Raw genomic sequence first — 26,318 nt, 5'->3', positions numbered from 1 at the left:
CCGGTTCGCTGCAGACATCTGCGGTTGGGCGCAGCGCGAAGGCTTACTCGATGACGAACAGCGGCTGCCCATACTCGACGGCCTGGCCGTTCTCGCCGAGGATGCGCGTGACCGTGCCGGACTTGTCGGCCTCGATCTCGTTGAGGATCTTCATCGCTTCGATGATGCAGATGGTGTCGCCTTCCTTCACCTGGCTGCCGATCTCGACGAACGCCTTGGCGCCCGGGCTGGAGGCGCGGTAGAAGGTGCCCACCATGGGCGACTTGACGATGTGACCCGCTGGAGCGGCCGGGGCGGGCAGTTCCGCCACCGGGGCCGGAGCCGCCGCGGGTGCGGCGGCAGGGGCTGCGACAGGAGCCGCCACGAACTGCTGGACGACGGCGCCGCCGCTCTTGACGATGCGGACCTTACCTTCCGCCTCGGTAATCTCGAGTTCCGACACGTTCGACTCGGAAACGAGGTCAATCAAGGTCTTGAGTTTTCGCAAATCCATGGGGACTCCAACGCCTAAAACGAAATAGGGCGCGAATTTACCCCAATTTATGCCTTCAACCCCTATCCGGCATCAAATTCCATCATCTCCAGATGGGCAGCCGAGGTTTCAGGCCAGGGAAGCCCATTGGCGAAGGTCCTCGGCCGTGACCTGGCCCATTTTACGGTGCCGGATGCCGCCATCTGCGCCCAACAGCACGGTAAACGGCAGCCCTCCGGTGAGATTTCCCAGATTCCGGCCCAGCTCGGTCCCCTGAAGCCCCGCCAGTCCGATGGGAAAGTCCAGTGGCACCCGGGCCAGGAACTGCCGCACGGACGATGGCTGGTCGATGGCCAGGCCCACCACCTGCCACCCTTTTTCTTTATTCGAACGATAGAAAGCGTTGAGCATGGGCAACTCTTCCACGCACGGCGGGCACCACGTGGCCCAGAAGTTCACCAGCATCTTGCGGCCCCGCAGCGACTGCATCTCCAGCGCCGGCGAACCCGGCTGGGGCGCATCGAAGCGCTGCGACCAGAGCGCCGCCTCCGCCCCCGGCTCCACGGCATGCGGCCGCAGGCGCCACCAGGCCACCCCGGCGCCGGCCGCCCCGGCAGCGAGCGCCGCGCCGGCATAGAGGGCGCGGCGGCGCGAGGGCTGCCGCGGCTGCGGCGGCGTACCAGGGGTCGGTACCGGGGATGGCGTGGTCATGGTGCTTCCTCTTCCTCCAGGAGTTTGCGCACGGCCCGCACATCGCCGCGGGGAACGCGGCCGCGCGCATCGGGCCGCAGGGCGCCGCGCAGATCGTCCAGATCATAGACAAGCAGGTGCACGCCGATCATCTCCCCCAGCGCGGGCGAGTGGCTGGACAGGCTGAGCGCTTCCACCGATTCACCGTGGAAGCCGGTCACCGTGCGGGGCTCGTACTCCACATGGTGGTCGATGAGCGCGATCTCCGCGGATTTGCAGTCATCGCAAAAGAGCTGCAGGTAAATATCCGACAGGCGCGTGGCCGTGCCATACCAGACGGCCCCGCCCAGATGGGGGCGAAACTCCGCCATGCGGTCCATCCAGAGCATGGCCAAATGCCGCAGCGCGCGGAGTTCGCCGGGCTGGGTGTCGGCGCGGAAGAGGCCGATGTACTCGCGCACGGCATCCTCCACCAGGTCGTTGTCGGGCAGCGGCGTGCGCGCCGGCAGGCCCAACTGGCGGACGGCGCGGCGCTTGGCCGGCCCCCACTCCATCCCCTCCTCGACGACGAGGCGGGCGGCGGCATTGGCGATCTCGGTGGCGAGGGCGTTGGACATGGCGGCGTCTCGGCTGGGGGATTGCCCGCATTGTGGCCCGGGCGGCCCCGTCCGGGCCGGGTCAATGCGCCCGCGCGGCGCAGGGTCTTGGCCCGGCAGCGCGATGCGCTCCTGGAAACATAGCACCCTGCGCCGGCGCGGCGGCTGCGCCAGCGCCCCCCGCAGCCCCGAAACGTAGAATCGGCGCCCATGCATATACACATTCTGGGCATCTGCGGCACGTTCATGGGCGGGCTGGCCGCGCTGGCGCGGGAGGCCGGCCACCGGGTCACGGGCTGCGATGCCGGGGTGTACCCGCCGATGAGCGACCAGTTGCGCGCGCTGGGCATCGAACTCATCGAAGGCTACGGGGCCGAGCAGCTCGACCTGGCCCCGGACGTGTTCGTCGTCGGCAATGTCGTGAGCCGCGCGCGCCTGGCCGACGGCAGCCCCAAGTTTCCGCTGATGGAGGCGATCCTGGATGCCGGCGTCCCCTACACCAGCGGCCCCCAGTGGCTGGCCGAGCACGTGCTGCAGGGGCGCCACGTGCTCGCCGTGGCCGGCACGCACGGCAAGACCACCACCACCTCGATGCTCGCCTGGGTCCTGGAATGCGCCGGGCTGCAGCCGGGCTTTCTCGTGGGCGGCGTGCCGCTGGACTTCGGCGTCTCGGCGCGGCTGGGCGCCGCCCAACGGCCCGTGGCCCACGACGGCCCGGCCGGCGGGGCGCCCCTCTTCGTCATCGAGGCCGACGAATACGACACGGCCTTCTTCGACAAGCGCAGCAAGTTCGTGCACTACCGCCCGCGCACGGCGGTGCTGAACAACCTGGAATTCGACCACGCCGACATCTTCGACGACCTCGCCGCCATCGAGCGGCAGTTCCACCACCTCGTGCGCACCGTGCCCCCCTCGGGCCGCGTGGTGGTCAACGGGCTGGAGGAAAGCCTCGCCCGCGTGCTGCAACAGGGCTGCTGGAGCGGCGTGGCCAGCTTCGGCGCCGCCGTGAGCGATTTCTCCGCCCGGGGCGAGCCGCAGGCGTTCGACGTGCTGCGGGGCGACCGCGTGGTGGCGCGCGTGGAGTGGGCACTCACCGGCGTGCACAACCAGCTCAACGCGCTGGCGGCCATCGCCGCGGCCGAACATGTGGGCGTGTCTCCGGCCGATGCCGCCGCGGCGCTGGCCCGGTTCCAGAACGTCAAGCGGCGCATGGAGCTGCGCGGCACCGTGAACGGCATCGCGGTGTACGACGACTTCGCCCACCACCCCACCGCGCTGCGCACCACCCTCGACGGCCTGCGCCGCCGGCTCGGGCCCGAAGCGCGCATCCTGGCGGCTTTCGAGCCGCGCAGCAACACGATGAAGCTGGGCACGATGAAGTCGCAACTGCCCTGGGCGCTCGAATCCGCCGACCTGGCGTTCTGCCACACGGCGGGGCTGGACTGGGACGCGGCCGCCGTGCTGGCGCCGCTGGGCGAACGGGCCCGGACCGCGGCAGGCATCGACGCGCTCGTGGCGCAGATCGTTCAGGCGGCCCGCCCGGGGGACCACGTGGTGTGCATGAGCAACGGCAGCTTCGGCGGCATCCACGCCAAACTGCTCGATTCGCTATCAAATATATAGCAAACTACGTAGCATTTACGGCGACATGGAGGGGGTTTGGCTGAAAACCCTCTCCAGAAGGCCTCCAGGCCGGCCCCGCAGGCCGCACTGGCGCGAGGCGAGGCCGGTCAATAGCTGATCGCCATCGCGGGCACGTCCACGCGCACCATGGGCCGCGCGAGCGCCGCGGTGGCCGCCGCCGCAAACTGGCGGCCCCAGCCCTGCGCCAGCAGCGCCGGCCCGGCGGCCTGCGCCACGGTCAGCACCTTGTCGGCGGTGAGCACCTTGCCGCTGGCCCGCAGCGGCTCGCATTCCAGGCGCACGAATTCCTCGTCGAGCCAGCGGCGCGCGATCTCATGGGCCATGGGCACCTCGCCTTCGAGATCGAATCGGAATTCCTGGCCGGGTGCGAGAAGGACGGTGACTTCGCTGCGCATGGGAGGGTCTTTCGGCGGGCGGAGGGAACGAGGGGCCCGCCACTTGGCTCGTGCCGGGCCCGGCGCACATCTATCTGCCGAAAAGCTTACACGGCACCTCGCTCCAGAAGCTCGCGGTAAACCCTCGGCCCCGCCCCAGGGCACGCCCACGATCCAGCAGGGATCGGTCCGATGCCTGCCTCCTCGTTACCGAGCCGCCACCTTGATGCGCACGCCATCCTGGCCGAAGGTGACCAGGATGTTCTCCTTGGCGACACGGCCCGGAACGAAGATGGGAACACCCAGGGGAACGACCAGTTGGCCATTGGCATCCGCATGGACCTTCAGTTCAACCAGCACGCGGAGTGCCTTGAACCAGTCCTCCACATCGGTGATGCCCCGGGCCAGGGCCGAGGCCTCCAGCAGGGCCTTCAACTCGTCCAGCCGATGGGCCAGCGCATCCCGGGCCGGAACGGCCCCGGTGTTCGGACTGGATGCGGGGGCGGCGTTCGGGGCTTCTTCATTCGCAGACATGGTGTTTCTCCTTGCAGGGCATGGGGGTTGGCAGGAACGGAAGGCGGACCGTGACCCCGGGCCAGGTCGATGCCGCCACCGCACCCGGCCGGATCACGGCGCCCCGCATTCTTGCAACAAAAGGCGGCAGAAATGCCGTGACCACGAGGGCGTTGGATCGTGGCCGCTTGCTCAGGCGGCCAGGGGCATCGCGTTGCGGCGGGCCGCCACGGCTTCGGACAACTCGGCCAGGGTGCCCAGCGAGTCGTCCCAGCCCAGGCACGCGTCCGTGATGCTCTTGCCGTATTCGAGCGCGCAGGCGTCGTCCTTGCCCGGCGTGAACTTCTGCGCGCCGGCCACCAGATGGCTCTCGATCATCACGCCGAAGATGCTGTGCGATCCGCCCGCGATCTGGCCCGCGATGTCGCGCGCCACGTCGCGCTGGCGCTCGTGCTGTTTGTTGCTGTTGGCATGGCTGCAGTCCACCATGAGCGAGGGCGGCAGCTTCGCCGCCTCCAGATCCTTGCAGGCGGCGGCCACGCTGGCCGCGTCGTAATTGGGGGTCTTGCCGCCGCGCAGGATCACGTGGCAGTCGCGGTTGCCCTGGGTGTTGACGATCGCCACCTGGCCGTTCTTGTGCACCGAGAGGAAGTGGTGGCCCCGGCTCGCGGACTGAATCGCGTCGGTGGCGATGCGGATGTTGCCGTCCGTGCCGTTCTTGAAGCCGATGGGCGCCGAGAGACCGGAAGCCAGCTCGCGGTGCACCTGGCTCTCGGTGGTGCGTGCGCCGATCGCGCCCCAGCTGATGAGGTCGCCGATGTACTGCGGCGAGATCACGTCGAGGAACTCGCTGCCGGCCGGCACGCCCAGGCGGTTGATGTCGATGAGCAGCTGGCGCGCGATGCGCAGGCCCTCGTCGATGCGGTAGCTCTCGTCGAGGTAGGGGTCGTTGATGAGGCCCTTCCAGCCCACGGTGGTGCGGGGCTTCTCGAAATAGACGCGCATCACGATCTCCAGCGTGTCTGCGTACTGGGCGCGCACGGGCTGCAGGCGGCGGGCGTATTCCAGGGCGGCGGCCGGATCGTGGATGGAGCAGGGGCCGATCACCACGAGCAGGCGGTCGTCGCGGCGGGCCATGATGTCCTGGATGCGCTGCCGCGTGCGGGAGATCAGCGTTTCCACCGCCGTGCCCCGGATCGGGAAGAAGCGGATGAGATGTTCGGGAGGAGGCAACACGGTGATGTCCTTGATACGTTCGTCGTCGGTCTGGCTGGTTTTCTCGACGTGGCGGTACCAGGCATCGCTGGCGGGACTGGCGGGGTGGGCTTGGGCCGTCATGGCTGCTTCCTCGTGAGGTAGATCGGTAGGAAAAAAATCGGGGACCGGAAAAAACAAAAACCGCCGGGCTTTTCAGCGTCGGCGGTTGTGGGGGGTAGGTGCTTTCAGGGGTGGTTGCGCGCTAACCTCTCATCCGCCAGGGACAGAGAACCAAAAGGACCAAAAATAAAACGCGCTGCGAATCTGCATGCGTGGCAATGTAGCACTCTTTTCCGTGCCGCGACATTTCATCGCGTTGCGCGAGGGCGACAGACGCGGCGCGGCATCCGCCCACACCGGCCCCGCGTGCCGTGGACGGACTACCGGCGGGCCCGCCCGCGCAAGGCCAGCCAGTCGCCCAGCCGCCCCCACCAGCGCCGCGGCGGCGGGTGGCCCGCCAGCGTGCCGGCGAGCAGGCTCTGCAATTCGCTCGGGCCCTGGCCGCCCTGCCCGTACATGTCGATCAGGAGCACGGCTTCTCCCAAGACCCGCCAGGCCTGCCGCTCGAAGGCACCGAAGCACGGCGCCTCGTTGCGGCTGCGGCGCTGCAGCGCCTGCTGCCACGCCGCGACCGCCCGCACGAGCTGGCGCATGGCCCCTTCGTAGGCGGAGAATTCGTAGAGGGCGTGCCATGCCGATCCCAGGCCGGTCAGGAACCGCTGGTGCTCGCGCGCGGCGCGCAGCAATTGGTCGGCACAACCCAGCACGGCCTGCGGGTCGGCCCCGGGCGCCCTGCGGATCTGCACCGCCTGCTCGACCAGCCCCGACAGCGCCGTAACGGCATCGCGGAACTCCCGCGAATCCTCGTCCGCGACACCCTCGCGCAGCAGCCGGCTGATGTCGCCGAACGTCTGCAGGCTGGTGGGCAGTTGCGTGGGGGCGGGAGGCATGGTGTCGTGCGCCCCGCCGGATCACGCGTGACAGCGACTCAGGCGGTGCCGCCGACGGTCAGACCGTCGATGCGCAGCGTGGGCTGGCCCACACCCACGGGCACGCTCTGGCCCTCCTTGCCGCAGGTGCCCACGCCGCTGTCCAGGCGCATGTCGTTGCCGATCATGGTGACCTTCTTGAGCGATTCGGGGCCGCTGCCCACGATGGTGGCGCCCTTGACGGGGTAGAGGATCTTGCCGTCCTCGACCCAGTAGGCCTCGCTGGCGGAGAACACGAACTTGCCGCTGGTGATGTCCACCTGCCCGCCACCGAAATTGGTGGCGTAGAGGCCGCGCTTGATGCTCGCCACGATCTCGGCCGGGTCCTTGTCGCCGCCCAGCATGTAGGTGTTGGTCATGCGCGGCATGGGAATGTGCGCGTAGCTCTCGCGGCGGCCGTTGCCGGTGGGCGCCACGCCCATGAGGCGCGCGTTCATCGCGTCCTGGATGTAGCCCTTGAGGATGCCGTCCTCGATGAGCACGTTGCGCTGGCTCGCGTGGCCCTCGTCGTCCACGTTGAGCGAGCCGCGCCGGTCGGCGAGGGTGCCGTCGTCGAGCACCGTGACGCCCTTGGCGGCCACGCGCTGGCCGATGCGGCCGCTGAAGGCGCTCGACCCCTTGCGGTTGAAATCGCCCTCCAGCCCGTGGCCCACGGCCTCGTGCAGCAGCACGCCGGGCCAGCCGGGCCCGAGCACCACGGTCATCTCGCCGGCCGGGGCCGGGCGCGACTCCAGGTTGACCAGCGCCGCGTTCACGGCCTCGTCCACGTACTGGCGGATCTGCGCGTCATCGAAATAGGCGAGGCCGAAGCGCCCGCCGCCGCCGGCCGAGCCCACCTCGCGGCGGCCGCCCTGCTCGGCGATCACCGTCACCGACAGGCGCACGAGCGGGCGCACGTCGGCGGCCAGCGTGCCATCGGCGCGCGCAACCAGCACCACGTCGTACTCGCCCGCCAGCCCCGCCATCACCTGCGCCACGCGCGGGTCCTTGGCGCGCGCCAGCTGCTCCACCTTTTCCAGCAGCGCCACCTTGGCGGTGCTGTCCAGCGTGGCGATCGGGTCCGTGCCGGGGTAGAGCGAGCGGCTGCTCGCGATCTTCTTGAGGGACACCTTCGCGCGCCCGTCCTGGGCCGCGGAGGCAATCGACCGCACCGTGCGGGCGGCATCGCGCAGGGACGCCTCGGAGATGTCGTCGGAATAGGCGAACGCCGTCTTCTCGCCGCTCACCGCGCGCACGCCCACGCCCTGGTCGATGCTGAAGGAGCCCGTCTTGACGATGCCCTCCTCCAGGCTCCAGCCTTCGCTGCGCGTGTACTGGAAGTACAGGTCGGCGTCGTCGACCCGGTGCGCCCGGATGTCGGCCAGCGCGCGCGCGAGGTGGGTTTCGTCCAGGCCGAAGGGCTCCAGCAGGAGCTGGCGGGCGATGGACAGGCGTTCGATGGTCGGTTCGCGGGAGATCATGGGCGGATTCTAGAAGCCCCGGCCGGCATGTGCCGCTCTGCCCGCGCACATCCCGCCCGGCGGCGTGGCCTCTCTTTCGGCCTGCAAGAATGCGCTTCGCGCCTTTTCCCTTCACCGCTCCAGGAGTCCACCCGCATGCCCGCCCTCGCCCTGCCCCCCATCCGTGACCTCGCCCAGGCCCTGACCCGCGGAGCGACCACGAGCGAAGCCCTGGTCGAAGGGGCGCTGGAGCGCATCGCGGCCCATCGGGCCGCCGGGGGCGCCGCCTACATCGGCGAAGTGGACGCGGAGGCCGCCCGCCGGGCGGCGCGCGCCAGCGATCTGGCGCGGGCGGCAGGCCACGTGCCCTCGCCGCTCGCGGGGCTGCCGGTGTCGGTGAAAGACCTTTTCGATGTCCGGGGGCAGGTGACCCGGGCGGGGGCCTCGGTGCTGGACGGCCAGCCCGCCGCCACGGCCGACGCGCCCGCCGTGGCGCGGCTGCGCGCGGCGGGCGCGATCCTGCTGGGCCGCACGAACATGAGCGAGTTCGCGTTCTCCGGCCTGGGGCTCAACCCGCACCATGGCACGCCGGCCCACCCGCACGACGCCGCGCGCATCACCGGCGGGTCGAGCTCCGGCGCGGCGGCCACGGTGGCATGGGACCTCGCCGTCGCCGCGCTGGGCACCGACACGGGCGGCTCCATCCGCATCCCCTCGGCGTTCTGCGGGCTCACGGGCTTCAAGCCGACGGCGCGGCGGGTGCCGCTCGCGGGCGCCTACCCGCTCTCGCGCAGCCTGGATTCGGCCGGGCCCCTGGCGCGCAGCGTGGATTGCTGCGCGATCCTGGACGCGGCGCTCGGCGGCGACGCCCTGGAGACGCGCGCCGCGCCCCTCGCCGGCCTGCGGCTGGGCATCACGGAAGACTTCGTCATGGACGGCCTGGAACCGGAGGTAGCCGCCGCCTTCGACCGCGCGGTGCGGCGGCTCTCGGCCGCCGGGGCGCGCATCGAGCGCGTGGGCTTCGCCGAGCTGCAGGCCCTGCCGCAGATCAACGCGGCGGGCGGGCTCATCGCCGCCGAGGCATGGCAGGTGCACCGGGCGCGCCTCGCGGACCCGGTGGTGGCACGGCGCTACGACCCCCGCGTCGCGCAGCGCACCCGCCGGGGCGAGGCCCTCTCGGCGGCGGATTACATCGACGTGCAGGACGCCCGCGCCCGGCTGCAGTCCACCGCGCGCGAGCGCCTGGGCCACCTCGATGCCTGGCTCATGCCGACGGTGGCGATCCGCGCGCCCCGGCGGGCCGAGCTGGAGCACGACGACGCGCGCTTCTTCGCCACCAACGCCCTGGTGCTGCGCAACCCCTCCGTCATCAACTTCCTGGACGGCTGTGCGCTGACCCTTCCCTGCGAGGCCCCTGGCGAGCTGCCCGTGGGCCTGTCGGTGGCCGGGCTGCACGGCGCGGACGCCCGGGTGCTGCAGGTGGGCCGCGCCGTCGAGGACTGCCTGCGCGCGGCCGGATGAGGCATCCCGCGCCGCGCGGGAATCATCCGCCGCGCTCGGCCAGCGGATGGCGCTGGGCCCGGGCGATGGACATCAGCACGCCCAGCGCCAGCCCCAGCGTGACCATGGCCGTGCCGCCGTAGCTGATGAACGGCAGCGGCACGCCCACCACGGGCAGGATGCCGCTCACCATGCCCATGTTCACGAAGGCATAGGTGAAGAAGATCATCGACACCGCCCCGGCCATGAGGCGCCCGAAGAGCGTGGAAGAGCCCAGCGCGATGGCCAGCCCGCGCCACACCAGCAGCAGCAGGCAGACGATCAGGAAAAGGTTGCCGGCCAGGCCGAACTCCTCGGAGTACGCGGCGAAGATGAAGTCGGTGGTGCGCTCGGGAATGAATTCCAGGTGGGTCTGCGTGCCGGCCATGAAGCCCTTGCCCCAGATGCCGCCCGAGCCGATGGCGATCATGCCCTGGATGATGTGGAAGCCCTTGCCGAGCGGATCGCGCGTGGGGTCGAGCAGCGTGCAGATGCGCTGCTGCTGGTAGTCGTGCAGCACGGGCCAGCGCACGCCGTCGGCGCACAGCTGCGGCTCGAACCACACGATGAGCATGATGCCGATGCCCCCCAGGATGACGGGCGGTAGCACCAGCCGCCACGGCAGGCCGGCGAAGAAGATCACCGAAAGCCCGGCGGCCAGCACCAGCAGCGAGGTGCCCAGATCGGGCTGCTTCATGATGAGCCCCACGGGCACGGCCAACAGCACGCCGGCCACCACGAAATCCAGCGGGCGCAATTGCCCTTCGCGCTTCTGGAACCACCAGGCCAGCATGAGCGGCATGGCGATCTTGAGGATCTCGCTCGGCTGGATCACGATCCCCACGTTGATCCAGCGCTGCGCGCCCTTCTTGATGATGCCGAAGAGCGCCACCGCCACGAGCAGGGCCACGCCCGCGGCATAGAGCGGCACGGCCAGGGCCATGAGCCGCTGCGGCGGGATCTGCGCGACGACGAACAGGATGCCGGCCGCGAGGACCATGTTGCGCCCATGGTCGTAGAACCGCGTGCCGTGGTCGTAGCCCGAGGAGTACATCGCCACCAGGCCCGTCGCCGAGAGCAGCAGCAGCACCGCGATGAGCGGCCAGTCGAAGCCCCGGAACAGGGGCAGGATGCGCTGCGGCAGGGATGGCTTGTCGAAGACGGCGGACATGGGGCGACATTATCGGCGGCCCGCCCTCGGGCGGCGCGGCACAATGCCCCGTCCCCCCACGCCCGCCGCGCCATGCCGCACGCCACCACCCACCTGCTCTATCTGCACGGCTTCCGCTCGTCGCCCCGCTCGGCCAAGGCCGTGCAGATGGCGGACTGGGTGGCCGCGCACCGGCCGGACGTGCGCTTCTGGTGCCCGCAGTTGCCGCCCTCGCCGCGCGAGGCGATGGCGCGGGTCGCGCAGGGCATCGCGGACTGGCCCGCAGGCCGCATGGCGGTGGTGGGCTCGTCCCTCGGGGGCTTCTACGCCAGTTGGGTGGCGCAGCAAAAACCCGGCTGCGCGAGCGTGCTGCTGAACCCCGCCGTGGACCCGGCCCGCGACCTGGAGCGCTACATCGGCGAGCAGACGTCCTGGCACGACCCGGCCGAGTCGTTCTACTTTCACCCCGGATACATCGCCGAGCTGCGCGCGCTGGACACGCGCGGCCAGCCGCCGGCCGGGCCGGAACTGGCCATCATCGCCAAGGGCGACGAGCTGCTGGACTGGCGGGAGATGGCGCAGCGCTACGCCCACGCGCAGGTGCTGCTGCTGGAAGGGGGCGACCACGCGCTGAGCGATTTCGCGCAGCACCTGGGCACGGTGACGGCGTTCTGCGGGCTGGGCTGACGCCCCGTCGTCCGCCAGCGGGCCCGCCGGCGGACTTCACGGCGCGGGGGACACCCGCCCCATGCCCTTCCTCGCCCAGATACCGTACTCCTGCGGATAGGCCGCCCGGTAGCGCCGCATGTGGAACGCCGCCTCGTCCTTGCGCCCCAGCAGCAGGGCGCTCTCGATCAGGGCCTCGATCACGCGCGGCTCGGGCGAGTAGTGCACGATGCGCAGGGCCATCGCGTGCACGCGCTCGGCATTGGCCCGCGTGGGCGGGGTGGTGGTGAGGACGGCGAAATCGAGCGTGTCGCGGAAAAAGAGGATGGATTCCGCCACGCGCCGCGTGGTGTCGTCGCGCAAGGCCGGATCGCGCTGGTCCACGGGGCGGTAAAGCTGGGATACGCGGTGGTAGTCGCGCACGGCCAGCCACGCGCCGCCCGCCGCGAGGCCGCCCGCCAGGGCCGCCGCGCACAACAGCGCGCCGCGCGCGCGCGCCGAAGCCCTCCAGAGACCGGGCCAGAGCAGCGCGAGCGCGCAGGCGGCGGCCAGCTGGAACGGCCCGTACCAAAGAGGAAATTCCAGCAGGCTGTGCACGCCGATGAGGGCGAGCAGGCCCCAGGCGAGCTGCCGCGCGGGTTCGGTCTCGCGCCAGGGCTTGGCGCGCCATGCCAGCCAGAGCCCGAGCCCGCATGCGGCCAGGGCGAAGGGCAGGCCCAGTTCCACCGCCAGGTGCAGCGGCAGGTTGTGCGCGTTGTCCACCAGCAGGCAAAAGCGCGTGCCCGGGAACTCCGTGGAATAGTGGGCATAGGCCAGCTCGCCCCAGCCCCAGCCGGTCCACGGCCGCTGCGCGATCAGGTGCAGCACGTTGGCCCAGAGCACGCGGCGGTTGTCGCACGGGTGCCCCTCGGCCGAGAACCGGGTGAAGAGGCCGTCGATGGTGAAGCCCGTCCAGCGCTCCAGCAGGATGGGCAGCAGCCACCCGAGGGCCGCGTACAGCGCGATGCCCACCACGCCCATGGCGAGTGCGGACGTGCCCATCGCGCGGCGCCAGAGCAGCAGCAGGACCAGCAGGACGCCCCATTCGAGCGCCCCGGTGCGCGAGGCCGTGGCCGCCGCGGCGGCGGCCAGCAGCATGAGCGCCCAGGCCGCCAGCATGCCCAGGCCCACCGAAGCGGGCCGCATGCCGCGCGGGGCCTGCGCCGGCGGGTCCGTGCGCAGCCGGGCCACCCACCATGCCAGCGCCCACACGCCCATGCACAGCAGCGTGGCCTGCTGGTTGCGCTGGCGCAGGTTGCCCATGGCGACCCCGGGCGAGGACGGGTGGACCCACGGCGCCCAGCCCGGATCGCCCCAGAAGAACTGGGCCAGGCCCACGACGGAGGCCGCCAGCGCCGCGAGCAGCACCCCGGCCGCCACCAGCCCGGCCGCGCGGTGCCGCAAGCCCTCCCCCGCCGCGCCGGCCGGCTGGCGCGCCCAGGCGCCCACGAAAACCGCCGCCACTGCCAGGGCGCACAGGCCCGACACGAGCAGGGGCCAGAAATTCGAGAGCGGCGACGCCGTGTAGCCATAGAGGAACGGCAGCGCGATGGCCGGGATGGCGAGGCAGGCGATGGCCATCGGTACGGCCCTGGACATGGGAAGGTGCGCGGTCATCGGAGGAAAAAAGCCGGGGGAGATGGCGGGGCGCCACCGCTCGGGGAGTGCACGCCCCGGCGCGGCGCCGTGGCACGCGAAAGCGCCAGATCATAGGGGCGCGGGCGGTGCGGCGGGGGCCGCCGGGCCGGCCCGGCCGCGCCCCATGGGACAATCCCGCCCATGCACGCACTGTTTGAAGAAGCCGGCAAGTTCCTCGCCGGCCGCATCCTGTCCGAGGCCGAAAGCTCGGCCCAGATCGAGTTGGATTCGGGCAAGCGGGTGAAGGTGAAGGCCGCCCACATCCTGCTCAAGTTCGAGAAGCCCGCCCCCGCCGACCTGCTGCGCGAGGGCCAGGCCCTGGCCGCGACCATCGAGCTGCCCCTGGCCTGGGAGTTCGCGCCCGAGGACGAATTCGGCTTCGCCGACCTCGCCCGCGACTATTTCTCCGAGAACGCCACGCTGGTCCAGCAGGCCGGCGCGCTGTTCGCGCTCTACGAGGCACCGCACTATTTCCGCCGCGCGGGCAAGGGCCGCTTCAAGAAGGCGCCGGCCGAGATCCTCCAGCAGGCGCTGGCCGCCATCGAGAAGAAAAAGCTCCTCCAGCAGCAGATCGAGGACTGGGCCGGCCAGCTCGGGCGCGGCGAGTGCCCGCAGCCCATCCGCGAGCAGCTCTACAAGATCCTCTTCCGGCCCGACAAGAACGCGCCCGAATACAAGGCCGTGGTGGAAGCCAGCCGCGCCACGCACAAGGCGCCGCTGGACCTGCTCACGCAGGCCGGCGCGATCGATTCGCCCTACCAGTTCCACTGGAAGCGCTTCCTGTTCGACAACTTCCCCAAGGGCACGGGCTTCCCGGCCCTCGTGGCGCCGCAGCCGCCGGCCGACCTGCCGCTCGCGCCCGTGCAGGCCTATTCGATCGACGATTCGCAGACCACCGAGATCGACGACGCACTCTCGGTGCAGGGCCTGGGCACCGGCACCGTGGTGCTTGGCATCCACATCGCGGCGCCGGGCCTGGCCATCGTGCCGGGCACGCCGCTCGACCAGCTCGGCCGCCAGCGGCTCTCCACCGTCTATATGCCGGGCTACAAGATCACCATGCTGCCCGACGAGGTGGTGAAGATCTACACGCTGGACGAGGGGCGCGCCAACCCGGCCGTGTCGCTCTACGCGACCATCGACGAGGCCACGCTGGAGATCACCGGCACCGAGACGAAGCTCGAACGCGTGCCCGTGGCCGTGAACCTGCGCCACGACCAGCTCGACCACATCGTCACCGAAGCCTGGCTGCAGGACCCGTCGGTTGAGGTCGAAAACACGCCGGAGTCGCTGTCGGATCGACGTGAGCAGCTATCGTTTTTGTATCGCCTCGCGCAGAAGCTGAAGGCGCAGCGCGAAGTGGTCCGCGGCAAGCCCGAGACCTTCAACCGGCCCGACTACAACTTCCGCCTCGCGGGGGTGCCCGTGGGCGGCGAGCCGGCCGGCACCGAGACGGTGGGCATCACCACGCGCCGCCGCGGCGCGCCGCTGGACCTGATCGTGGCCGAAGCCGCCATCGTGGCCAACAGCACCTGGGGCGGCCTGCTGGCCGAGCACGGCGTGCCAGGCATCTATCGCAGCCAGGCGAGCCTCGCGCCCGGCATGAAGGTGCGCATGGGCACCAAGGCCCTGCCGCACGCGGGCATCGGCGTGAAGAGCTATGCCTGGGCCACCTCGCCGCTGCGCCGCTACGTCGATCTGGTGAACCAGTGGCAGATCATCGCCTGCGTGCGCCACGGCAAGACCGCCGCGCTGGCCGCGCCGTTCAAGCCCAAGGACGCGGACCTGTTCTCGATCATCAGCAGCTTCGACGCGGCCTACGGCGCCTACAACGGCTACCAGGCCGGCATGGAGCGCTTCTGGACGCTGCAGTATCTGCGGCAGAACGGCATCGCGGAGATCGAGGCCAGCGTGATCAAGGAAGGTGCGGGCGGCAGCTTCCTGGTGCGCGCCGAAACCCTGCCGCTGGTGCTGCCCGTGCTGGGCGCGCAGGGCCTGCCGCGCGGCGCGCGCGTGCGGGTGAAGCTCGGCGAGATCGACGACATCACCCTGGACGTGAACGGCACGGTCGTCGAGCGGCTGGACAGCCCCGCCGGCCTGCCGCCGGCCGCGGAGGACGGCGCCGAGGACGACGAGGAGGCCGTGGCCGGCCCCATCGCCATCGCGGTGGACGTGAACGAGGCGGAGGCGGCCGGCGGTACGGCCGGCGCGGCGCCCCAGCCCGCATAATCGGCCGCCGTGACACGCCCCGCCCTCCTCCGACGGTTCAGCACGCTGCAGATCGCGCTCGCGATCTCGGTGGCCGTGCACGCGGCGCTGCTGTCGGTGCGCTTCATCGACCCGGAAGGCTTCAACCGCGTCTTCCAGGACACGCCGCTGGAGGTGATCCTGGTGAACGCGAAGTCGAACGAGCGCCCCGACAAGGCCCAGGCCATCGCCCAGTCGTCCCTGGCGGGCGGCGGCGATGCGGAGAAGGGCCGCGCGACCAGCCCCCTGCCCTATTCCGCCATCACCCACGTGGGCGAGGATTTCGAGGAGGCGCAGCGCAAGCTCGACGCCATGCAGGAGCAGCAGAACCAGCTGCTCGCGCAGCTGCGCAAGCAGCTCGCCACCATGCCCGTGCCCGATCCGCGCGACCCGAGCCAGAACGCCGACCAGGAACAGCAGGAGGAAAAGCGCCGCCAGCTCCTGAAGCTGCTCGCGGAGATCGAGAAGCGCATCAACGAGGAAAACTCGCGGCCCAAGAAGCGCTACATCAGCCCCGCCACGCGCGAGGAGGTGTACGCCGTCTATTACGACGCGCTGCGCCGCAGGATCGAGGACAAGGGCACGGAGAGCTTTCCCGAGCAGGCGGGCAAGAAGCTCTACGGCGAGCTGACCATGATCGTGACCGTGAACCACGACGGCCGCGTGCTCGACACCGAGGTGGTGCAGGGCTCGGGCAACCGCCTGCTGGACCAGCGCGCGCAGGCCATCGCGCGCGCCGCCGGGCCGTTCGGCAGCTTCGACCCGGCCATGCGCGCCAAGGCCGACCAGATCGCGGTGGTGTCGCGCTTCAAGTTCACGCGCGAGCAGACCCTGGAAACCAGCGTGCGCTGACGCGCACGGCCGCCGTCCCTCCCTCCTTTCTTTCGCTGCAGCTTTCCTCTCCGACATGACGACTCCTTCCGAGCCGGACGCCTACTGCGTGATGGGCCACCCCGTGGAGCACAGCCGCTCGCCCTGGATCCATGCGCGCTTCGCCGAACTCACGGGCGAGCGCATGGCCTACACGCGCCGGCTGGTGCCGCTGGACGGCTTCGCCGCGGCGCTCGCGGACTTCGCGGCGGCGGGCGGGCGCGGCTGCAACGTGACGGTGCCGTTCAAGCACGATGCCGCCCGGCTCGCCACCCAGGCCAGCGACCGCGTGCGGCGCGCCGGGGCGGCCAACACGCTGCGCTTCGGGCCCGATGGCGCCATCCATGCCGACAACACCGACGGCATGGGCCTGGTGGCCGACATCGTGCGCAACGCGGGCGTGCCGCTCGCGGGCCGCGACGTGCTGCTGGTGGGCGCGGGCGGCGCCGCGGCCGGGGTGCTCGCGCCGCTGCTGCAGCAGGCCCCGCGCCGCGTGGTGGTGGTGAACCGCACGCAGGCCCGCGCCGAGGCGCTGGTGCAGGCGCACGCCGACCTCGCGGCGCTACAAAAAACAGAGCTAGAAGCCCAGCCGATACGGCGACATGCGGGCGATTTCGATGTGATCATCAACGCCACGGCCAGCAGCCTCGCCGGAGACGGCGTGCCCGTGCCGGGCGAGGTGCTGCGCCCCGGCGCGCTGGCCTACGACATGATGTACGGCCCTGCCGCCCAGGGCTTCATGGACTGGGCGCGCGCCCACGGGGCGGTGCCGCGCGACGGGCTGGGCATGCTGGTGGAGCAGGCCGCCGAGGCGTTCGCGATCTGGCGCGGCGTGCGCCCTCCGGCGGCGCAGGTGCTGCAGGAACTGCGCGCGCAGGCATGAGCCACCCCCGGGGCCGCTTCGCGCCTTTCCGCCGGGGAGGCACCACCGGCACCACGGGCCTGGCGGAAGGCCGCCCATGAAAGCCCTGCTGCGCTGGATCGGCTGCGTGCTGCTGGCCTGCGTGGCGCTGCAGGTCTTCTTCATCGCGCGCATCGCCGCGATGGCGGTGATCGACCCGCAGTCCACGAGCTTCCAGCGCTCCGAGGCCTGGGCCCGGATAGCGGGCGGCGACGGCCTGCGCTGGCGGCAGGAGTGGGTGCCCTACGGCCGCATCGCCGACACGCTCAAGCGCGCGGTGATCGCCTCGGAGGACGACGGGTTCGCGAACCACGACGGCGTGGACTGGAACGCGATCGAGAAGGCCTGGGAGCGCAATGCGCGCGCCGAGGCGCAGACGGCCCGGCTGCAGGAGGCCCGGCCCGGGCGCACGGTGCGCCCGGCGAAGATCCGGGGCGGCTCCACCATCACGCAGCAGCTCGCCAAGAACCTGCTGCTCTCGGGCGAGCGCACGCTGCTGCGCAAGGGCCAGGAGTTCGTGCTCACGCTGGCGCTGGAGCAATTGCTCAGCAAGGAGCGCATCCTGGAGATCTACCTCAACAGCGTCGAATGGGGCGAGGGCGTGTTCGGCGCCGAGGCCGCCGCGCAGCGCTATTTCCGCAAGAGCGCCTCGCAGCTCAGCGCCGCGGAGGCCGCCCGCCTGGCGGTGATGCTGCCCGCGCCCAGGCGTTTCGAGAAAAACCCGGACTCGGCCTACCTGTCAGGCCGCACCCGGGTGATCCTGGGCCGCATGGCGAGCGCCGAGCTGCCCTGAGCCGCGCACTCTGGAGCCCACCCGGGCACCTTGACCCCTGCCCGGCATCGGTCGGCCATGGCATCGCCCCGAGCCCAAGAAACCGGCGCCGCGCCACCTGTCAGATGGCCGCGGAGCAGGCCACGCCAGCGGACGCCATGGAGCGGGCCTGGCCCGGCCACCGGCGTCGTCCCCCTTCTCTCACAGCGCGCAGCGCTGTGAGAGAAGGGGGAAGGCGCGCAGCGCCACAGGGGGTTGCCTCAGACCCTCAAGCCGCAACCGGATGCGCCGCCGCGGACAGGCCCGCCAGCTGCAGGATGGGCGTGGCGAGCGGCGGCGGCACGGGCGCGCCGCCGGCCTGCTGGGAGCCCGCGGCCTCCTCACCGATGCGCGAGGCGGTGGACTGCACCAGCGAGAGGAAGCGCTTGAGCATGCGGTCGTCCATCTGGCTCGCGAAGGTGGAGTACACCAGCGCGCCGCGCAGCACCCCGCCGCCGAACACCGGCACCGCGAAGGCCGTGCTCTCGGAGCTGTTGCGCGCATAGCGGATCGCATAGCCCTGGCGGCGCGTCTCCTGCACCATCCGGCGCAGCGCCCACATGTCGGTGATCTTCTGGTGCGGCTCGCCGTGGGTGTTGGCGGCCTCCACCAGGATGCGGCGCTCGGCGCGGCTGCAGTGCGCGAGGTAGGCGCGCCCCAGGGCCGAGGGGATCAGGTCGTAGCGCCGGCCCAGGCTCGACGGGCGGATGGCGTAGGGGCTGTAGGGCATGGTGCAGAACACCACGCGCATCTGGTGGCCGTCGATGACGGCGAGCGACAGCGGCCATTTGATCTGGCGCGTGGCGGAGATCATCATCGGCGCGGCCAGCTCGGCCAGGCGCAGTTTCTCGTTCACGCCGCTGCTCAGGTTGCCCACGGCGAGCGTGAGCTGGTACTGGCCATAGGCATGCGGATCGCTGCGCACGTATTTCTCGTACTCCAGCGTGCCCAGCAGGCGGTGGAGCGTGGATTTGGCAAGACCGGTGCGCTGGTGCAGCTCCTGCAGGCTCCAGGTGGAGCGCTCGTTCATGACGCGCAGGATCAACAGCGCACGTTGCACGGAACGGACTTCGGTACTCATGGTGTTCTCTCAGTGGAAGTGGGGGCCGCGGAAGGCACGGGTCGAAGGGAGGTGCGCATGGGCATCGCGGGCGCACGCGGAAGAAGGGCATGGAAAAGCACGCTCCGCGGCGTGGCGCGCTCGCAACTGGATCGGTCTGGATGGCTGTGCATGTTTTTCCATACCCTTTTGGTTCCCGGAAGCAGGCTCCTGTGGAACGGTTACGGCGCGCAGGCCGCTTCGGATTCAGCCGCGCCCGCCATGACCTGCCGCGCAGCCTTGCGCAGCAGGGCCTGGTCGGACCCGACCACGAAGAAGGAGGCGCCCATCGCGCCCAGATCCGGCACGGCCCGCGCATCGGGCACGAAACAGCCGACCGCGCGGCCCGCGGCCCGGCCCGCCGCGCACACGGTGGCCATCGCCTCCGCCACGCGCGGGTCGTCCGTGCCCGTGGCGCCGAAGGACACGGCCAGGTCGGCGGGGCCGACGAAGAGGCAGTCCACGCCCGGCACGGCCGCGATGGCGGCGGCCTCGGCCACGGCCTGGGCGCTCTCGATCTGCACGATCACGGCCGTGTGCTCGTCGCTGGCGCGCAGGTGATCGGCCATGCTGCGCAGGCCGTAGCCGCCGGCGCGCGAGGCGGTGGAGAAACCGCGCGTTCCGCCCTGCCCGTAGCGCGCGGCGCGCACCACCTCGGTGGCGATGCGCGCATCGTCCACGTGCGGCACCATCACGCCGGCCGCGCCCAGGTCCAGCGCCTGCTGGATGGCCGCCGCACGCGGGTACGGCACGCGCACCAGCACGGGCAGGCCGCAGGCATGGCCGGCCAGCAGGCTGCGGTCGAGGCTCTCGGGGCCGAAGGGCGCGTGCTCGGCATCGAGCACGAGCGTGTCCAGCCCCGTTGCCGCCAGCACCTCCACGGTCTGGTGGGAGGTGGTCTTGACGAAGGTCGACAGCAGGCGCTCCCGCGCCGCCAGGCGCTGGCGCAGGCTGGCGGTGGGCGCCGGCCCGGCGTGGACGGGTTCTGCAAAGGGCGTCATGGGTGGTATTCCGGACGCGCGGGGGTGAAGACGTCGAGATTGAGCACCGGCTCGTCGCCCACCACCACGCCGTAGTGCTCAGCGTTGGGCGGGATGAGCAGCAGCCCGCCGGGCCCCAGCCGCACGATGCGCCCATCCACGTGCACATCCATCAGGCCCGCGAGGATGTACATCACCTGCTCGTTCGGGTGGGAGTGCGGCAGGGGCTCGTGACCAGGCATGAGCCGGTGCAGCGCCAGCGTGACGTTGTCGCTGCCGAAGGTCTTGCGCTCGATGCCGCGGCGCACGGGCACCCACTCCAGCGCGCTCCAGTCCACGCTGTGAAGGGCCGCCGTGGCGGCCTGCGGCAGGGAAGCGGGAAGGGAGGAGGTCATTCTGCGGCGATGCGAAGGGATTGGATGGTGCGCGTCCACAGGTCGTGGTCGGCCAGCAGGACGTTGCGCAGTTGCAGCGGGGACAGCGGCGCGCGCACCATGCCCAGCCCCTTGAGGCGCTCGGCGATCTCGGGCAGCGCGGTGACGCGGTTGATCTCCTGGTTCAGCAGCGCGCGGCGCGCGGGATCGAGCCCGCGCGGCGCGAACACGCCATACCAGTTGGTCACCTCGAAGCCCTTGAGCGTCTCGGAGACGCTGGGCACGTCGGGCAGCAGGTCGGAGCGGGTCTTCTCGGTGGCGGCCAGGATGCGGATCTTGCCGGCCTGGGCATGCGGCAGCAGCAGCGACGCGCCGCCCGCGAACATCTGGCACTCTCCCTGCAGCAGCGCCGCCACGGCCGGGCCGCCGCCCTTGTAGGGCACGTGCACGATGTCGAGGCCCGCGGTCTTGGCCAGCAGGGCCAGCGTGAGGTGGTTGTGCGTGCCGATGCCGCCGGAGGCGTAGTTGATCTTGCCGGGGTTGGCGCGGATGTAGGCCAGCAGCTCGGGGAAGGTGCGCACCGGCAGGCTCGCCGAGACCGCGATCACGTTGATCGCGTAGGCCAGCATGGCGACGGTATCGAAATCGTTGATCGGATCGAACGGAAGCTGCTTGTAGAGGCTGCCGTTCATCGCATGCGTGGACATCGCGCCGATCTCGAGCGTGTAGCCGTCGGCCGGGGCACGGGCCACCAGCGCCGCGCCCAGGTTGCCCCCGGCGCCCGCCACGTTCTCGACCACGATCGGCTGGCCGCTGCCGGCGAACAGTTGCTTGGAGAGCAGGCGCGCGAGGATGTCGGTCGATCCCGCCGGAGCGAAGGGCACGACCAGCCGCACCGGCTTGGACGGGAAGTCTCCCTGCCCATGGGGGCCCTGGGCCCGCGCGGCCCACGGCAGGGCGGCGCCCGCGAGGCAGAGTGCAAGCGCCTGGCGGCGCGACGGCGAAGCGTTGGTCGGCATGTGGATCGGTCCCTCTCTGATTAATTTGAAAAAAACGTATCAAAAATCCCCACCAGGACAGGTGATTGGCAAAGTCTAGAAGCCATATTCGTCAAATAGGGGGGCAACTTTCCGGATTCCGATCTACGGAACAACCCTTTTGCATTCCAAGGAATGATTGAATTCCCACAAATTGGGATTTCTACGCCGATGTGCCCCCCTGCTTCCGGACGGGCGGAGGCTCCGGCGGGCGCTGCCGGGCTCGCCCGTATCATCCGCGCCATGTTGTCCAAGTTGATGAGCCTTTTCCTGCTCGGGCTGGTGCGCCTGCTCACCGGCTCGCAGGCCCGCTGGTATGGTTGCCCGCCCAAGGCCGAGCAGCGCATCTATTTCGCCAACCACCAGAGCCATGCCGACCTCGTCATGATCTGGGCCGCGCTGCCGCAGGAGCTGCGCAGCATCACGCGCCCCATCGCCGCCAAGGACTACTGGACCAAGACGCCCTTGCGCCAATGGATCACCACGGCCGTGTTCAACGCGGTGTACGTGGACCGCGTCTCGGGCCCGCCGGCCGCGGCCCGCGCCCCGGCGGAGGGTGCGCCCACCGCTCCGGCGCAGGCCCCCGCCGCGCAGCCCGCCGCCGGCCCGGCCCCCACGCAGGGCATGCTGGAGGGCTTCAACGCCAGCGCGGCTACCACGGCCGCGCCCGCCGCGGCGCAGCCGCCCGCCAGCCCCGAGGCCCTGCGCGCGGCGCTGGCCGAGGACGACCCGCTCGCGCCGCTGGTGCGCGCGCTGGAGAGCGGCGACTCCATCGTGATCTTTCCCGAAGGGACGCGGGGCAACGGCGACGAGCCCCAGCCCTTCAAGTCGGGGCTCTTTCGCCTCGCGCAGATGTTCCCGCAGGTGGTGCTGGTGCCGGCCTGGATCCAGAACGTGCAGCGCGTCATGCCCAAGGGCGAAGTGGTGCCGGTGCCCATCCTGTGCTCGGTGACCTTCGGCGCCCCCGTCGAACTCGCGCCCGGCGAGGAGCGCCGCGCGTTCCTCGACCGTGCGCGCCGCGCGGTGATCGCGCTGAGGGAGGTGTGATGGACTTCCTGCGCAACCTCACGACCACGCAGCAGATCGGCGCGCTCTTCGTCGCCATGTTCGGGCTGCTCTCGCTGGTCACGCTGTACGCGTTCTTCCAGACCCTGCGCGAAGCGCGCGGCCCCGGCCCCGAGGACCAGGCCGCGCACGAGGCGCACCAGCAGGAATGGCACCGCTTCTGGAGCCTGCTCAAGACCTCCTGGGCCATGGCGACGGTCTTCTGGGTGGGCTGGGCCCTGGGCGACGCCGTGGCCACCGTGCTCTTCGCGATCGTCGCGTTCCTCGCGCTGCGCGAGTTCATCACGCTCTCGCCCACGCGGCGGGGCGACCACCGCAGCCTCGTGCTGGCGTTCTTCGTCGTGCTGCCGCTTCAGTTCGCCATCGTGGGGCTGCGCAAGTTCGACCTGCTGACGGTGTTCATCCCGGTCTACGTCTTCCTCGCGCTGCCCGTGGCGAGCGCGCTGGCCAACGACCCCGAGCGCTTCCTGGAGCGCAACGCCAAGCTGCAGTGGGGCATCATGGTCTGCGTCTATGGCATGAGCCACGTGCCGGCGCTGCTGCTGCTGGACTTCCCCAACTACGAGGGCAAGGGCGCGTTCCTCGTGTTCTTCCTCGTCGCGGTGGTGCAGACCAGCGTGATCGTGCAGCACCTGCTGGGCCGGCGCTTCCCGCACCGGCCGGTGGCGCCGCAGGTGAGCCAGAGCTTCCAGTGGCTGAGCTGGATCATCGGCGTGCTCGTGGGCGGCCTCGCGGGCGTGGTGCTGTCGTTCATCACGCCCTTCAAGCCGGGGCAGGCCCTGGGCATGGCGCTGCTGGCCTGCCTCGCCGGCAGCCTGGGCCACCTCGTGATGAAGGCCCTCAAGCGCGACCGGGGCGTGACGAGCTGGGGCCTGCAGGGCCAGTCCACCACCGGCGCGGGCGGCCTGCTGGACCGCGTGGACGCGCTGTGCTTCGCCGGGCCGGTGTTCTTCCACTCCGTGCGCTGGTATTTCGGCCTTTGAGTGTTTTCGCCCCCACGTCGCCGAGAAATCTACCTGAGTAGCTATAAAAAGCGTAGCAAATGAGAATCCTGGGCATCGACCCCGGCCTGCAGACCACCGGCTTCGGCGTGGTGGACGTGGAGGGCCACCACCTGAGCTACGTCGCCAGCGGCACCATCCGCACGACGGGGCTGGCCCTGGGCGACCTGCCCGGGCGGCTGAAGGTGCTGTTCGACGGCATCACCGAGGTGGCCGCGCGCTACGGGCCCGACGTGGCCACGGTGGAGATCGTCTTCGTGAACGTGAACCCGCAGTCCACCCTGCTGCTGGGCCAGGCCCGGGGCGCCTGCGTCACGGCCCTGGTGGCGAGCAACCTGCCCGTGGCGGAATACACGGCGCTGCAGATGAAGAAGGCCGTGGTCGGCCATGGCCGCGCGGCCAAGTCGCAGGTGCAGGAGATGGTGCGCCGCCTGCTGCAGCTGCCGGGCCTGCCGGGCACCGACGCGGCCGATGCGCTGGGCCTGGCCATCACCCACGCGCACGCGGGCGCGGCCATGGGCCGCCTGGGGCAGGCCGCCACGCTCAGCCGCCGGCAGCACGCCATGTACAAGGGCGGCCGCAGCTACTGACGGCGGCCACGCGCCCCGGCCCGCGAGGCGCGGCACGGCGCGGCCGCCCGGGGCATGCCCCCTTGCTTCAGCGGAAGACGATCTGGGCGATGACGCCCGAGCCGATGGTGATCAGCAGGTAGTCGGGGCCGTTCTGCACCCAGTGGTAGCCGCGCGGGGGCGGAGCGAGGTGGTGGCGGCGCCAGTCGTTCACCACGTAGTGGCGCGAGCGGTACATGGGCGGAATGCGGCCGCCCTGGTACCAGTCGTGGTGCGGCCCCGCGCCGCGGTGGCCATGGGCCCGCGCGTGCTGCGGCGGTCCGGGCCGGTGGCCCGGCCCCGCATGGGGATTGGGGTGATAGGCCTGCGGCGGCGGCCCGTGGCGGGGGCCGGCCTGGCGGCCATCGTGGAGTTCATGGCGGCGGCCATCGCGACCATCGCGGTCGCCGTGCCGCGCGCCGTGGGAAGGCCGGTCGTACCCGGGCACGCCGTCATACGGCTGGGCGCGCGCACCGGCGGCGAGCACGCCCAGGGCCGCCACGGCCAGGGCCGCCCGCGCGGCGCGGGCCAGGCCCGTGCGGGAAAAAGCGGCGGGCGAGGGGTCGGAACGTGGCATGTGGAAAACTCCCGGAAAAAACGCCGAGTATCGCCCGGCGCGGGCCGGCCCGCGCCACTGCCGCGATTCGGGGCAGCAGCCCCGCGCCCACGCCGTTAAAGCGCCGGCTCGTGGTGCGCCAGCCGCGCCACCCGCAGCCCGGGCAGGGCCCCGGCGGCGGGCCGGGCCGGCGCATCCCCCGCGCCATCGAGATGGAAGCGGCTCACCGCATGCGTGAGCTGCACCGCCTGCTCGCGCAGCGATTCCGATGCCGCGGTGGATTGCTCCACCAGCGCCGCGTTCTGCTGCGTCATCTGGTCGAGCTGGCTCACCGACTGGCTGATCTGGCCGATGTTGTCGCTCTGCTCGGCCGAGGAGTTCGTGATCTCGGAAATCATCTCGGACACGCGGCGCACGCTGTCCACGATCTCGGTCATCGTCGCGCCGGCCTGGCTCACGAGCCGCGAGCCGTCCTCCACGCGCTCGACCGACGAGCCGATCAGCTCCTTGATCTCCTTGGCCGCGGAGGCCGAACGCTGCGCCAGGCTGCGCACCTCGGCCGCCACCACCGCGAAGCCCCGGCCCTGCTCGCCCGCGCGCGCCGCTTCCACGGCGGCATTGAGCGCCAGGATGTTGGTCTGGAACGCGATGGAGTCGATCACGCCCGTGATGTCGGCGATCTTGCGCGAGCTGTCGGTGATCTGGCCCATGGTGCTCACCACCCGCGACACCACGCTCCCCCCGCGGGCGGCCACCTCGGCCGCCGTGGAGGCGAACTCGCTGGCCTGCCGCGCGGACTGCGTGCTCTGCTGCACGGTGCTGGTCAGCAGCTCCATGGAGGAGGCGGTCTCCTCCAGGTTCGCAGCGGTCTGCTCGGTGCGCTGGCTGAGGTCGTGGTTGCCCGAGGCGATCTCGGTGCTGGCCGTCGAGATGCTGCCCGAGGCCTCCTGCACCTGCCGCACGAGGCCGCGCAGCGCCTCCTGCATGCGGCCCATGGCCACCACCAGCAGGCCCACCTCGTCCTGCTGCGAGGGCCGCACCTCTTGCGAGAGATCGCCGCCGGCGATGCGCTCGGCCAGCTCGCGGGCCTGGGACAGCGAGCGCGTGATCGAACGCACGCTGAAGAACGTGAGCGGAATCAGCACCGCCAGCGCCAGCACGAGGCCGATGCCGATCGCGGCGGCCATGGCGGCCGTGCGGGCCTCCACGCCCTGGCGGGCCTGCTCCATCTGCTGGCGCGCGCTCTGCGCGAGGCTCGCCAGCGTCTGGTCGGTGGCCTCCATGTGCGGCTTGAAGCGGTCGGCATAGGCCGCACCGCCCGCGCCGTCGAGCTGCGCGCGCTCGATCTGCTCGAAGATCGGGGAGATGCCGCTCTCGTACTGCTTGACCTCGGCGAGCGCCTTGTCGATGGCGGCCACGAAATCCGCCTCGCCCGACTGCACCTGGCGCACGTCGGCGAGGCCCTTGCGCAGCGCGGCGAGCGTCTTGGCCCAGATCTCGCGCTGGGCCGCCACCTCGACCGAGTTGTTGAAGTTGAGGATGAGATCCTTCTCGGTGCGGCGCAGCGTGCCCAGCGTCGTGCGCAGGTCGGCCATGTCCGTCAGCGTCTGCACGCGCTGCGAGAACAGCACCTGCAGGGTATCCCGCGTGTGGTCGAGGGCCAGGTACCCCATGGCCCCGATGACGACCAGCAGGACCAGGGAGAAGATCGTGCCGAAGTACAGGCGCGTGCGGATCGACAGCCGTCCCAGAGCGTTCATGGC

At 71.0% G+C, this 26,318-nt stretch carries 26 protein-coding genes; 10 read left to right on the top strand and 16 right to left on the bottom strand.

Annotated elements, in window-relative coordinates; translation table 11 throughout:
* Nucleotides 1-43: 43 nt before the first annotated feature.
* From accB to AX018_RS02710, 3 genes are all read right to left on the bottom strand, one after another.
* Nucleotides 44-493, bottom strand: coding sequence for an acetyl-CoA carboxylase biotin carboxyl carrier protein (gene accB / locus AX018_RS02720; RefSeq protein ID WP_111875782.1), 450 nt, complete (start codon nt 491-493; stop codon nt 44-46).
* 108 nt (nt 494-601) lie between these two features.
* A complete protein-coding gene (locus tag AX018_RS02715) occupies nt 602-1,183 on the bottom strand; it encodes a TlpA family protein disulfide reductase (RefSeq protein WP_111875781.1) in 582 nt (193 codons plus the stop codon).
* A complete protein-coding gene (locus AX018_RS02710) occupies nt 1,180-1,779 on the bottom strand; it encodes a hypothetical protein (protein ID WP_111875780.1) in 600 nt (199 codons plus the stop codon). The genes AX018_RS02715 and AX018_RS02710 overlap by 4 nt, the downstream gene beginning before the upstream one ends.
* 189 nt (nt 1,780-1,968) lie before the next feature.
* On the opposite strand from AX018_RS02710, the gene mpl reads away from it, so the two are divergent.
* On the top strand, nt 1,969-3,381 hold the full coding sequence (gene mpl / locus AX018_RS02705; RefSeq protein WP_111875779.1) for a UDP-N-acetylmuramate:L-alanyl-gamma-D-glutamyl-meso-diaminopimelate ligase: 1,413 nt from the start codon (nt 1,969-1,971) through the stop codon (nt 3,379-3,381).
* Nucleotides 3,382-3,488: 107 nt separating this feature from the next.
* Here the strand turns inward: mpl and AX018_RS02700 are convergent, their stop codons facing one another.
* From AX018_RS02700 to tldD, 5 genes are all read right to left on the bottom strand, one after another.
* The gene (locus tag AX018_RS02700) at nt 3,489-3,797 is read right to left on the bottom strand and encodes a hypothetical protein (protein WP_111875778.1); all 309 of its coding nucleotides are present in this window, start codon (nt 3,795-3,797) and stop codon (nt 3,489-3,491) included.
* 186 nt (nt 3,798-3,983) lie between these two features.
* Nucleotides 3,984-4,310 (bottom strand): hypothetical protein, encoded by a 327-nt coding sequence (locus AX018_RS02695; protein ID WP_111875777.1) that lies wholly within the window; start codon nt 4,308-4,310, stop codon nt 3,984-3,986.
* A 171-nt stretch (nt 4,311-4,481) separates the two neighbouring features.
* Entirely contained in the window at nt 4,482-5,627 is a 1,146-nt protein-coding gene (locus AX018_RS02690; protein WP_111875776.1) for a 3-deoxy-7-phosphoheptulonate synthase, read from the bottom strand.
* A gap of 299 nt (nt 5,628-5,926) precedes the next feature.
* Nucleotides 5,927-6,496 (bottom strand): hypothetical protein, encoded by a 570-nt coding sequence (locus tag AX018_RS02685; protein WP_111875775.1) that lies wholly within the window; start codon nt 6,494-6,496, stop codon nt 5,927-5,929.
* A 38-nt stretch (nt 6,497-6,534) separates the two neighbouring features.
* Nucleotides 6,535-7,995: a metalloprotease TldD gene (gene tldD, locus AX018_RS02680; protein WP_111875774.1), complete on the bottom strand. Its 1,461-nt coding sequence runs from the start codon at nt 7,993-7,995 to the stop codon at nt 6,535-6,537.
* Nucleotides 7,996-8,130: 135 nt separating this feature from the next.
* Between tldD and AX018_RS02675 the strand changes: the two genes are divergently transcribed.
* Nucleotides 8,131-9,495 carry an amidase gene (locus AX018_RS02675; protein ID WP_111875773.1) on the top strand — a complete coding sequence of 455 codons (1,365 nt, stop codon included), beginning with the start codon at nt 8,131-8,133 and terminating at the stop codon, nt 9,493-9,495.
* A gap of 22 nt (nt 9,496-9,517) precedes the next feature.
* Here AX018_RS02675 and rodA read toward each other — a convergent pair whose 3' ends face one another.
* Nucleotides 9,518-10,684 carry a rod shape-determining protein RodA gene (rodA, locus tag AX018_RS02670; RefSeq protein ID WP_111875772.1) on the bottom strand — a complete coding sequence of 389 codons (1,167 nt, stop codon included), beginning with the start codon at nt 10,682-10,684 and terminating at the stop codon, nt 9,518-9,520.
* A gap of 72 nt (nt 10,685-10,756) precedes the next feature.
* Between rodA and AX018_RS02665 the strand changes: the two genes are divergently transcribed.
* Nucleotides 10,757-11,350 (top strand): YqiA/YcfP family alpha/beta fold hydrolase, encoded by a 594-nt coding sequence (locus AX018_RS02665; protein ID WP_111875771.1) that lies wholly within the window; start codon nt 10,757-10,759, stop codon nt 11,348-11,350.
* 36 nt (nt 11,351-11,386) lie between these two features.
* On the opposite strand, the gene AX018_RS02660 is transcribed toward AX018_RS02665, so the two are convergent.
* Complete coding sequence (locus AX018_RS02660) at nt 11,387-12,967, bottom strand: Wzy polymerase domain-containing protein (RefSeq protein ID WP_245951401.1); 1,581 nt, start codon at nt 12,965-12,967, stop codon at nt 11,387-11,389.
* 180 nt (nt 12,968-13,147) lie between these two features.
* On the opposite strand from AX018_RS02660, the gene AX018_RS02655 reads away from it, so the two are divergent.
* From AX018_RS02655 to mtgA, 4 genes are all read left to right on the top strand, one after another.
* Nucleotides 13,148-15,235, top strand: a complete 2,088-nt coding sequence (locus tag AX018_RS02655; RefSeq protein WP_111875769.1) for a ribonuclease catalytic domain-containing protein — start codon at nt 13,148-13,150, stop codon at nt 15,233-15,235.
* 9 nt (nt 15,236-15,244) lie between these two features.
* Nucleotides 15,245-16,105, top strand: a complete 861-nt coding sequence (locus AX018_RS02650) for an energy transducer TonB (protein ID WP_111875768.1) — start codon at nt 15,245-15,247, stop codon at nt 16,103-16,105.
* Between the two features lie 55 nt (nt 16,106-16,160).
* Complete coding sequence (gene aroE, locus AX018_RS02645) at nt 16,161-17,006, top strand: shikimate dehydrogenase (RefSeq protein WP_111875767.1); 846 nt, start codon at nt 16,161-16,163, stop codon at nt 17,004-17,006.
* 76 nt (nt 17,007-17,082) lie between these two features.
* On the top strand, nt 17,083-17,817 hold the full coding sequence (gene mtgA / locus AX018_RS02640; protein WP_111875766.1) for a monofunctional biosynthetic peptidoglycan transglycosylase: 735 nt from the start codon (nt 17,083-17,085) through the stop codon (nt 17,815-17,817).
* Nucleotides 17,818-18,064: 247 nt separating this feature from the next.
* On the opposite strand, the gene AX018_RS02635 is transcribed toward mtgA, so the two are convergent.
* The 4 genes from AX018_RS02635 to AX018_RS02620 all read right to left on the bottom strand — a co-directional run bounded on the left by AX018_RS02635 (nt 18,065) and on the right by AX018_RS02620 (nt 21,307).
* Nucleotides 18,065-18,916 carry an IclR family transcriptional regulator domain-containing protein gene (locus tag AX018_RS02635; RefSeq protein ID WP_245951400.1) on the bottom strand — a complete coding sequence of 284 codons (852 nt, stop codon included), beginning with the start codon at nt 18,914-18,916 and terminating at the stop codon, nt 18,065-18,067.
* Between the two features lie 200 nt (nt 18,917-19,116).
* Nucleotides 19,117-19,935 carry an HpcH/HpaI aldolase family protein gene (locus AX018_RS02630; RefSeq protein ID WP_111875765.1) on the bottom strand — a complete coding sequence of 273 codons (819 nt, stop codon included), beginning with the start codon at nt 19,933-19,935 and terminating at the stop codon, nt 19,117-19,119.
* A complete protein-coding gene (locus tag AX018_RS02625; protein ID WP_111875764.1) occupies nt 19,932-20,309 on the bottom strand; it encodes a cupin domain-containing protein in 378 nt (125 codons plus the stop codon). The genes AX018_RS02630 and AX018_RS02625 overlap by 4 nt, the downstream gene beginning before the upstream one ends.
* Entirely contained in the window at nt 20,306-21,307 is a 1,002-nt protein-coding gene (locus tag AX018_RS02620) for a Bug family tripartite tricarboxylate transporter substrate binding protein (RefSeq protein ID WP_111875763.1), read from the bottom strand. The genes AX018_RS02625 and AX018_RS02620 overlap by 4 nt, the downstream gene beginning before the upstream one ends.
* Before the next feature lie 261 nt (nt 21,308-21,568).
* Here AX018_RS02620 and AX018_RS02615 point away from each other — a divergent pair, with 261 nt between their 5' ends.
* From AX018_RS02615 to ruvC, 3 genes are read left to right on the top strand one after another with little or no spacing between them, the layout of a single operon-like run.
* The gene (locus AX018_RS02615) at nt 21,569-22,372 is read left to right on the top strand and encodes a lysophospholipid acyltransferase family protein (RefSeq protein WP_111875762.1); all 804 of its coding nucleotides are present in this window, start codon (nt 21,569-21,571) and stop codon (nt 22,370-22,372) included.
* A complete protein-coding gene (locus tag AX018_RS02610; RefSeq protein WP_111875761.1) occupies nt 22,369-23,373 on the top strand; it encodes a phosphatidate cytidylyltransferase in 1,005 nt (334 codons plus the stop codon). Before AX018_RS02615 ends, AX018_RS02610 begins: the two co-directional genes overlap by 4 nt.
* 59 nt (nt 23,374-23,432) lie before the next feature.
* Entirely contained in the window at nt 23,433-23,981 is a 549-nt protein-coding gene (gene ruvC, locus AX018_RS02605) for a crossover junction endodeoxyribonuclease RuvC (protein WP_111875760.1), read from the top strand.
* A 67-nt stretch (nt 23,982-24,048) separates the two neighbouring features.
* On the opposite strand, the gene AX018_RS02600 is transcribed toward ruvC, so the two are convergent.
* Nucleotides 24,049-24,576: an RcnB family protein gene (locus AX018_RS02600; RefSeq protein ID WP_111875759.1), complete on the bottom strand. Its 528-nt coding sequence runs from the start codon at nt 24,574-24,576 to the stop codon at nt 24,049-24,051.
* Between the two features lie 95 nt (nt 24,577-24,671).
* Entirely contained in the window at nt 24,672-26,315 is a 1,644-nt protein-coding gene (locus AX018_RS02595; protein WP_111875758.1) for a methyl-accepting chemotaxis protein, read from the bottom strand.
* Nucleotides 26,316-26,318 lie beyond the last annotated feature (3 nt).

The organism is Paracidovorax anthurii, from assembly GCF_003269065.1.
GTDB lineage: Bacteria > Pseudomonadota > Gammaproteobacteria > Burkholderiales > Burkholderiaceae_C > Paracidovorax > Paracidovorax anthurii.
This window is presented reverse-complemented; position numbering and strand designations above follow the sequence as displayed.

Bases quoted from the DNA above. Each gene is read 5' to 3' on its own strand.
- accB (WP_111875782.1), bottom strand. From the start codon at position 493: ATGGATTTGCGAAAACTCAAGACCTTGATTGACCTCGTTTCCGAGTCG.
- AX018_RS02715 (WP_111875781.1), bottom strand. From the start codon at position 1,183: ATGACCACGCCATCCCCGGTACCGACCCCTGGTACGCCGCCGCAGCCG.
- AX018_RS02710 (WP_111875780.1), bottom strand. From the start codon at position 1,779: ATGTCCAACGCCCTCGCCACCGAGATCGCCAATGCCGCCGCCCGCCTC.
- mpl (WP_111875779.1), top strand. From the start codon at position 1,969: ATGCATATACACATTCTGGGCATCTGCGGCACGTTCATGGGCGGGCTG.
- AX018_RS02700 (WP_111875778.1), bottom strand. From the start codon at position 3,797: ATGCGCAGCGAAGTCACCGTCCTTCTCGCACCCGGCCAGGAATTCCGA.
- AX018_RS02695 (WP_111875777.1), bottom strand. From the start codon at position 4,310: ATGTCTGCGAATGAAGAAGCCCCGAACGCCGCCCCCGCATCCAGTCCG.
- AX018_RS02690 (WP_111875776.1), bottom strand. From the start codon at position 5,627: ATGACGGCCCAAGCCCACCCCGCCAGTCCCGCCAGCGATGCCTGGTAC.
- AX018_RS02685 (WP_111875775.1), bottom strand. From the start codon at position 6,496: ATGCCTCCCGCCCCCACGCAACTGCCCACCAGCCTGCAGACGTTCGGC.
- tldD (WP_111875774.1), bottom strand. From the start codon at position 7,995: ATGATCTCCCGCGAACCGACCATCGAACGCCTGTCCATCGCCCGCCAG.
- AX018_RS02675 (WP_111875773.1), top strand. From the start codon at position 8,131: ATGCCCGCCCTCGCCCTGCCCCCCATCCGTGACCTCGCCCAGGCCCTG.
- rodA (WP_111875772.1), bottom strand. From the start codon at position 10,684: ATGTCCGCCGTCTTCGACAAGCCATCCCTGCCGCAGCGCATCCTGCCC.
- AX018_RS02665 (WP_111875771.1), top strand. From the start codon at position 10,757: ATGCCGCACGCCACCACCCACCTGCTCTATCTGCACGGCTTCCGCTCG.
- AX018_RS02660 (WP_245951401.1), bottom strand. From the start codon at position 12,967: ATGTCCAGGGCCGTACCGATGGCCATCGCCTGCCTCGCCATCCCGGCC.
- AX018_RS02655 (WP_111875769.1), top strand. From the start codon at position 13,148: ATGCACGCACTGTTTGAAGAAGCCGGCAAGTTCCTCGCCGGCCGCATC.
- aroE (WP_111875767.1), top strand. From the start codon at position 16,161: ATGACGACTCCTTCCGAGCCGGACGCCTACTGCGTGATGGGCCACCCC.
- mtgA (WP_111875766.1), top strand. From the start codon at position 17,083: ATGAAAGCCCTGCTGCGCTGGATCGGCTGCGTGCTGCTGGCCTGCGTG.
- AX018_RS02635 (WP_245951400.1), bottom strand. From the start codon at position 18,916: ATGAGTACCGAAGTCCGTTCCGTGCAACGTGCGCTGTTGATCCTGCGC.
- AX018_RS02630 (WP_111875765.1), bottom strand. From the start codon at position 19,935: ATGACGCCCTTTGCAGAACCCGTCCACGCCGGGCCGGCGCCCACCGCC.
- AX018_RS02625 (WP_111875764.1), bottom strand. From the start codon at position 20,309: ATGACCTCCTCCCTTCCCGCTTCCCTGCCGCAGGCCGCCACGGCGGCC.
- AX018_RS02620 (WP_111875763.1), bottom strand. From the start codon at position 21,307: ATGCCGACCAACGCTTCGCCGTCGCGCCGCCAGGCGCTTGCACTCTGC.
- AX018_RS02615 (WP_111875762.1), top strand. From the start codon at position 21,569: ATGTTGTCCAAGTTGATGAGCCTTTTCCTGCTCGGGCTGGTGCGCCTG.
- ruvC (WP_111875760.1), top strand. From the start codon at position 23,433: ATGAGAATCCTGGGCATCGACCCCGGCCTGCAGACCACCGGCTTCGGC.
- AX018_RS02600 (WP_111875759.1), bottom strand. From the start codon at position 24,576: ATGCCACGTTCCGACCCCTCGCCCGCCGCTTTTTCCCGCACGGGCCTG.
- AX018_RS02595 (WP_111875758.1), bottom strand. From the start codon at position 26,315: ATGAACGCTCTGGGACGGCTGTCGATCCGCACGCGCCTGTACTTCGGC.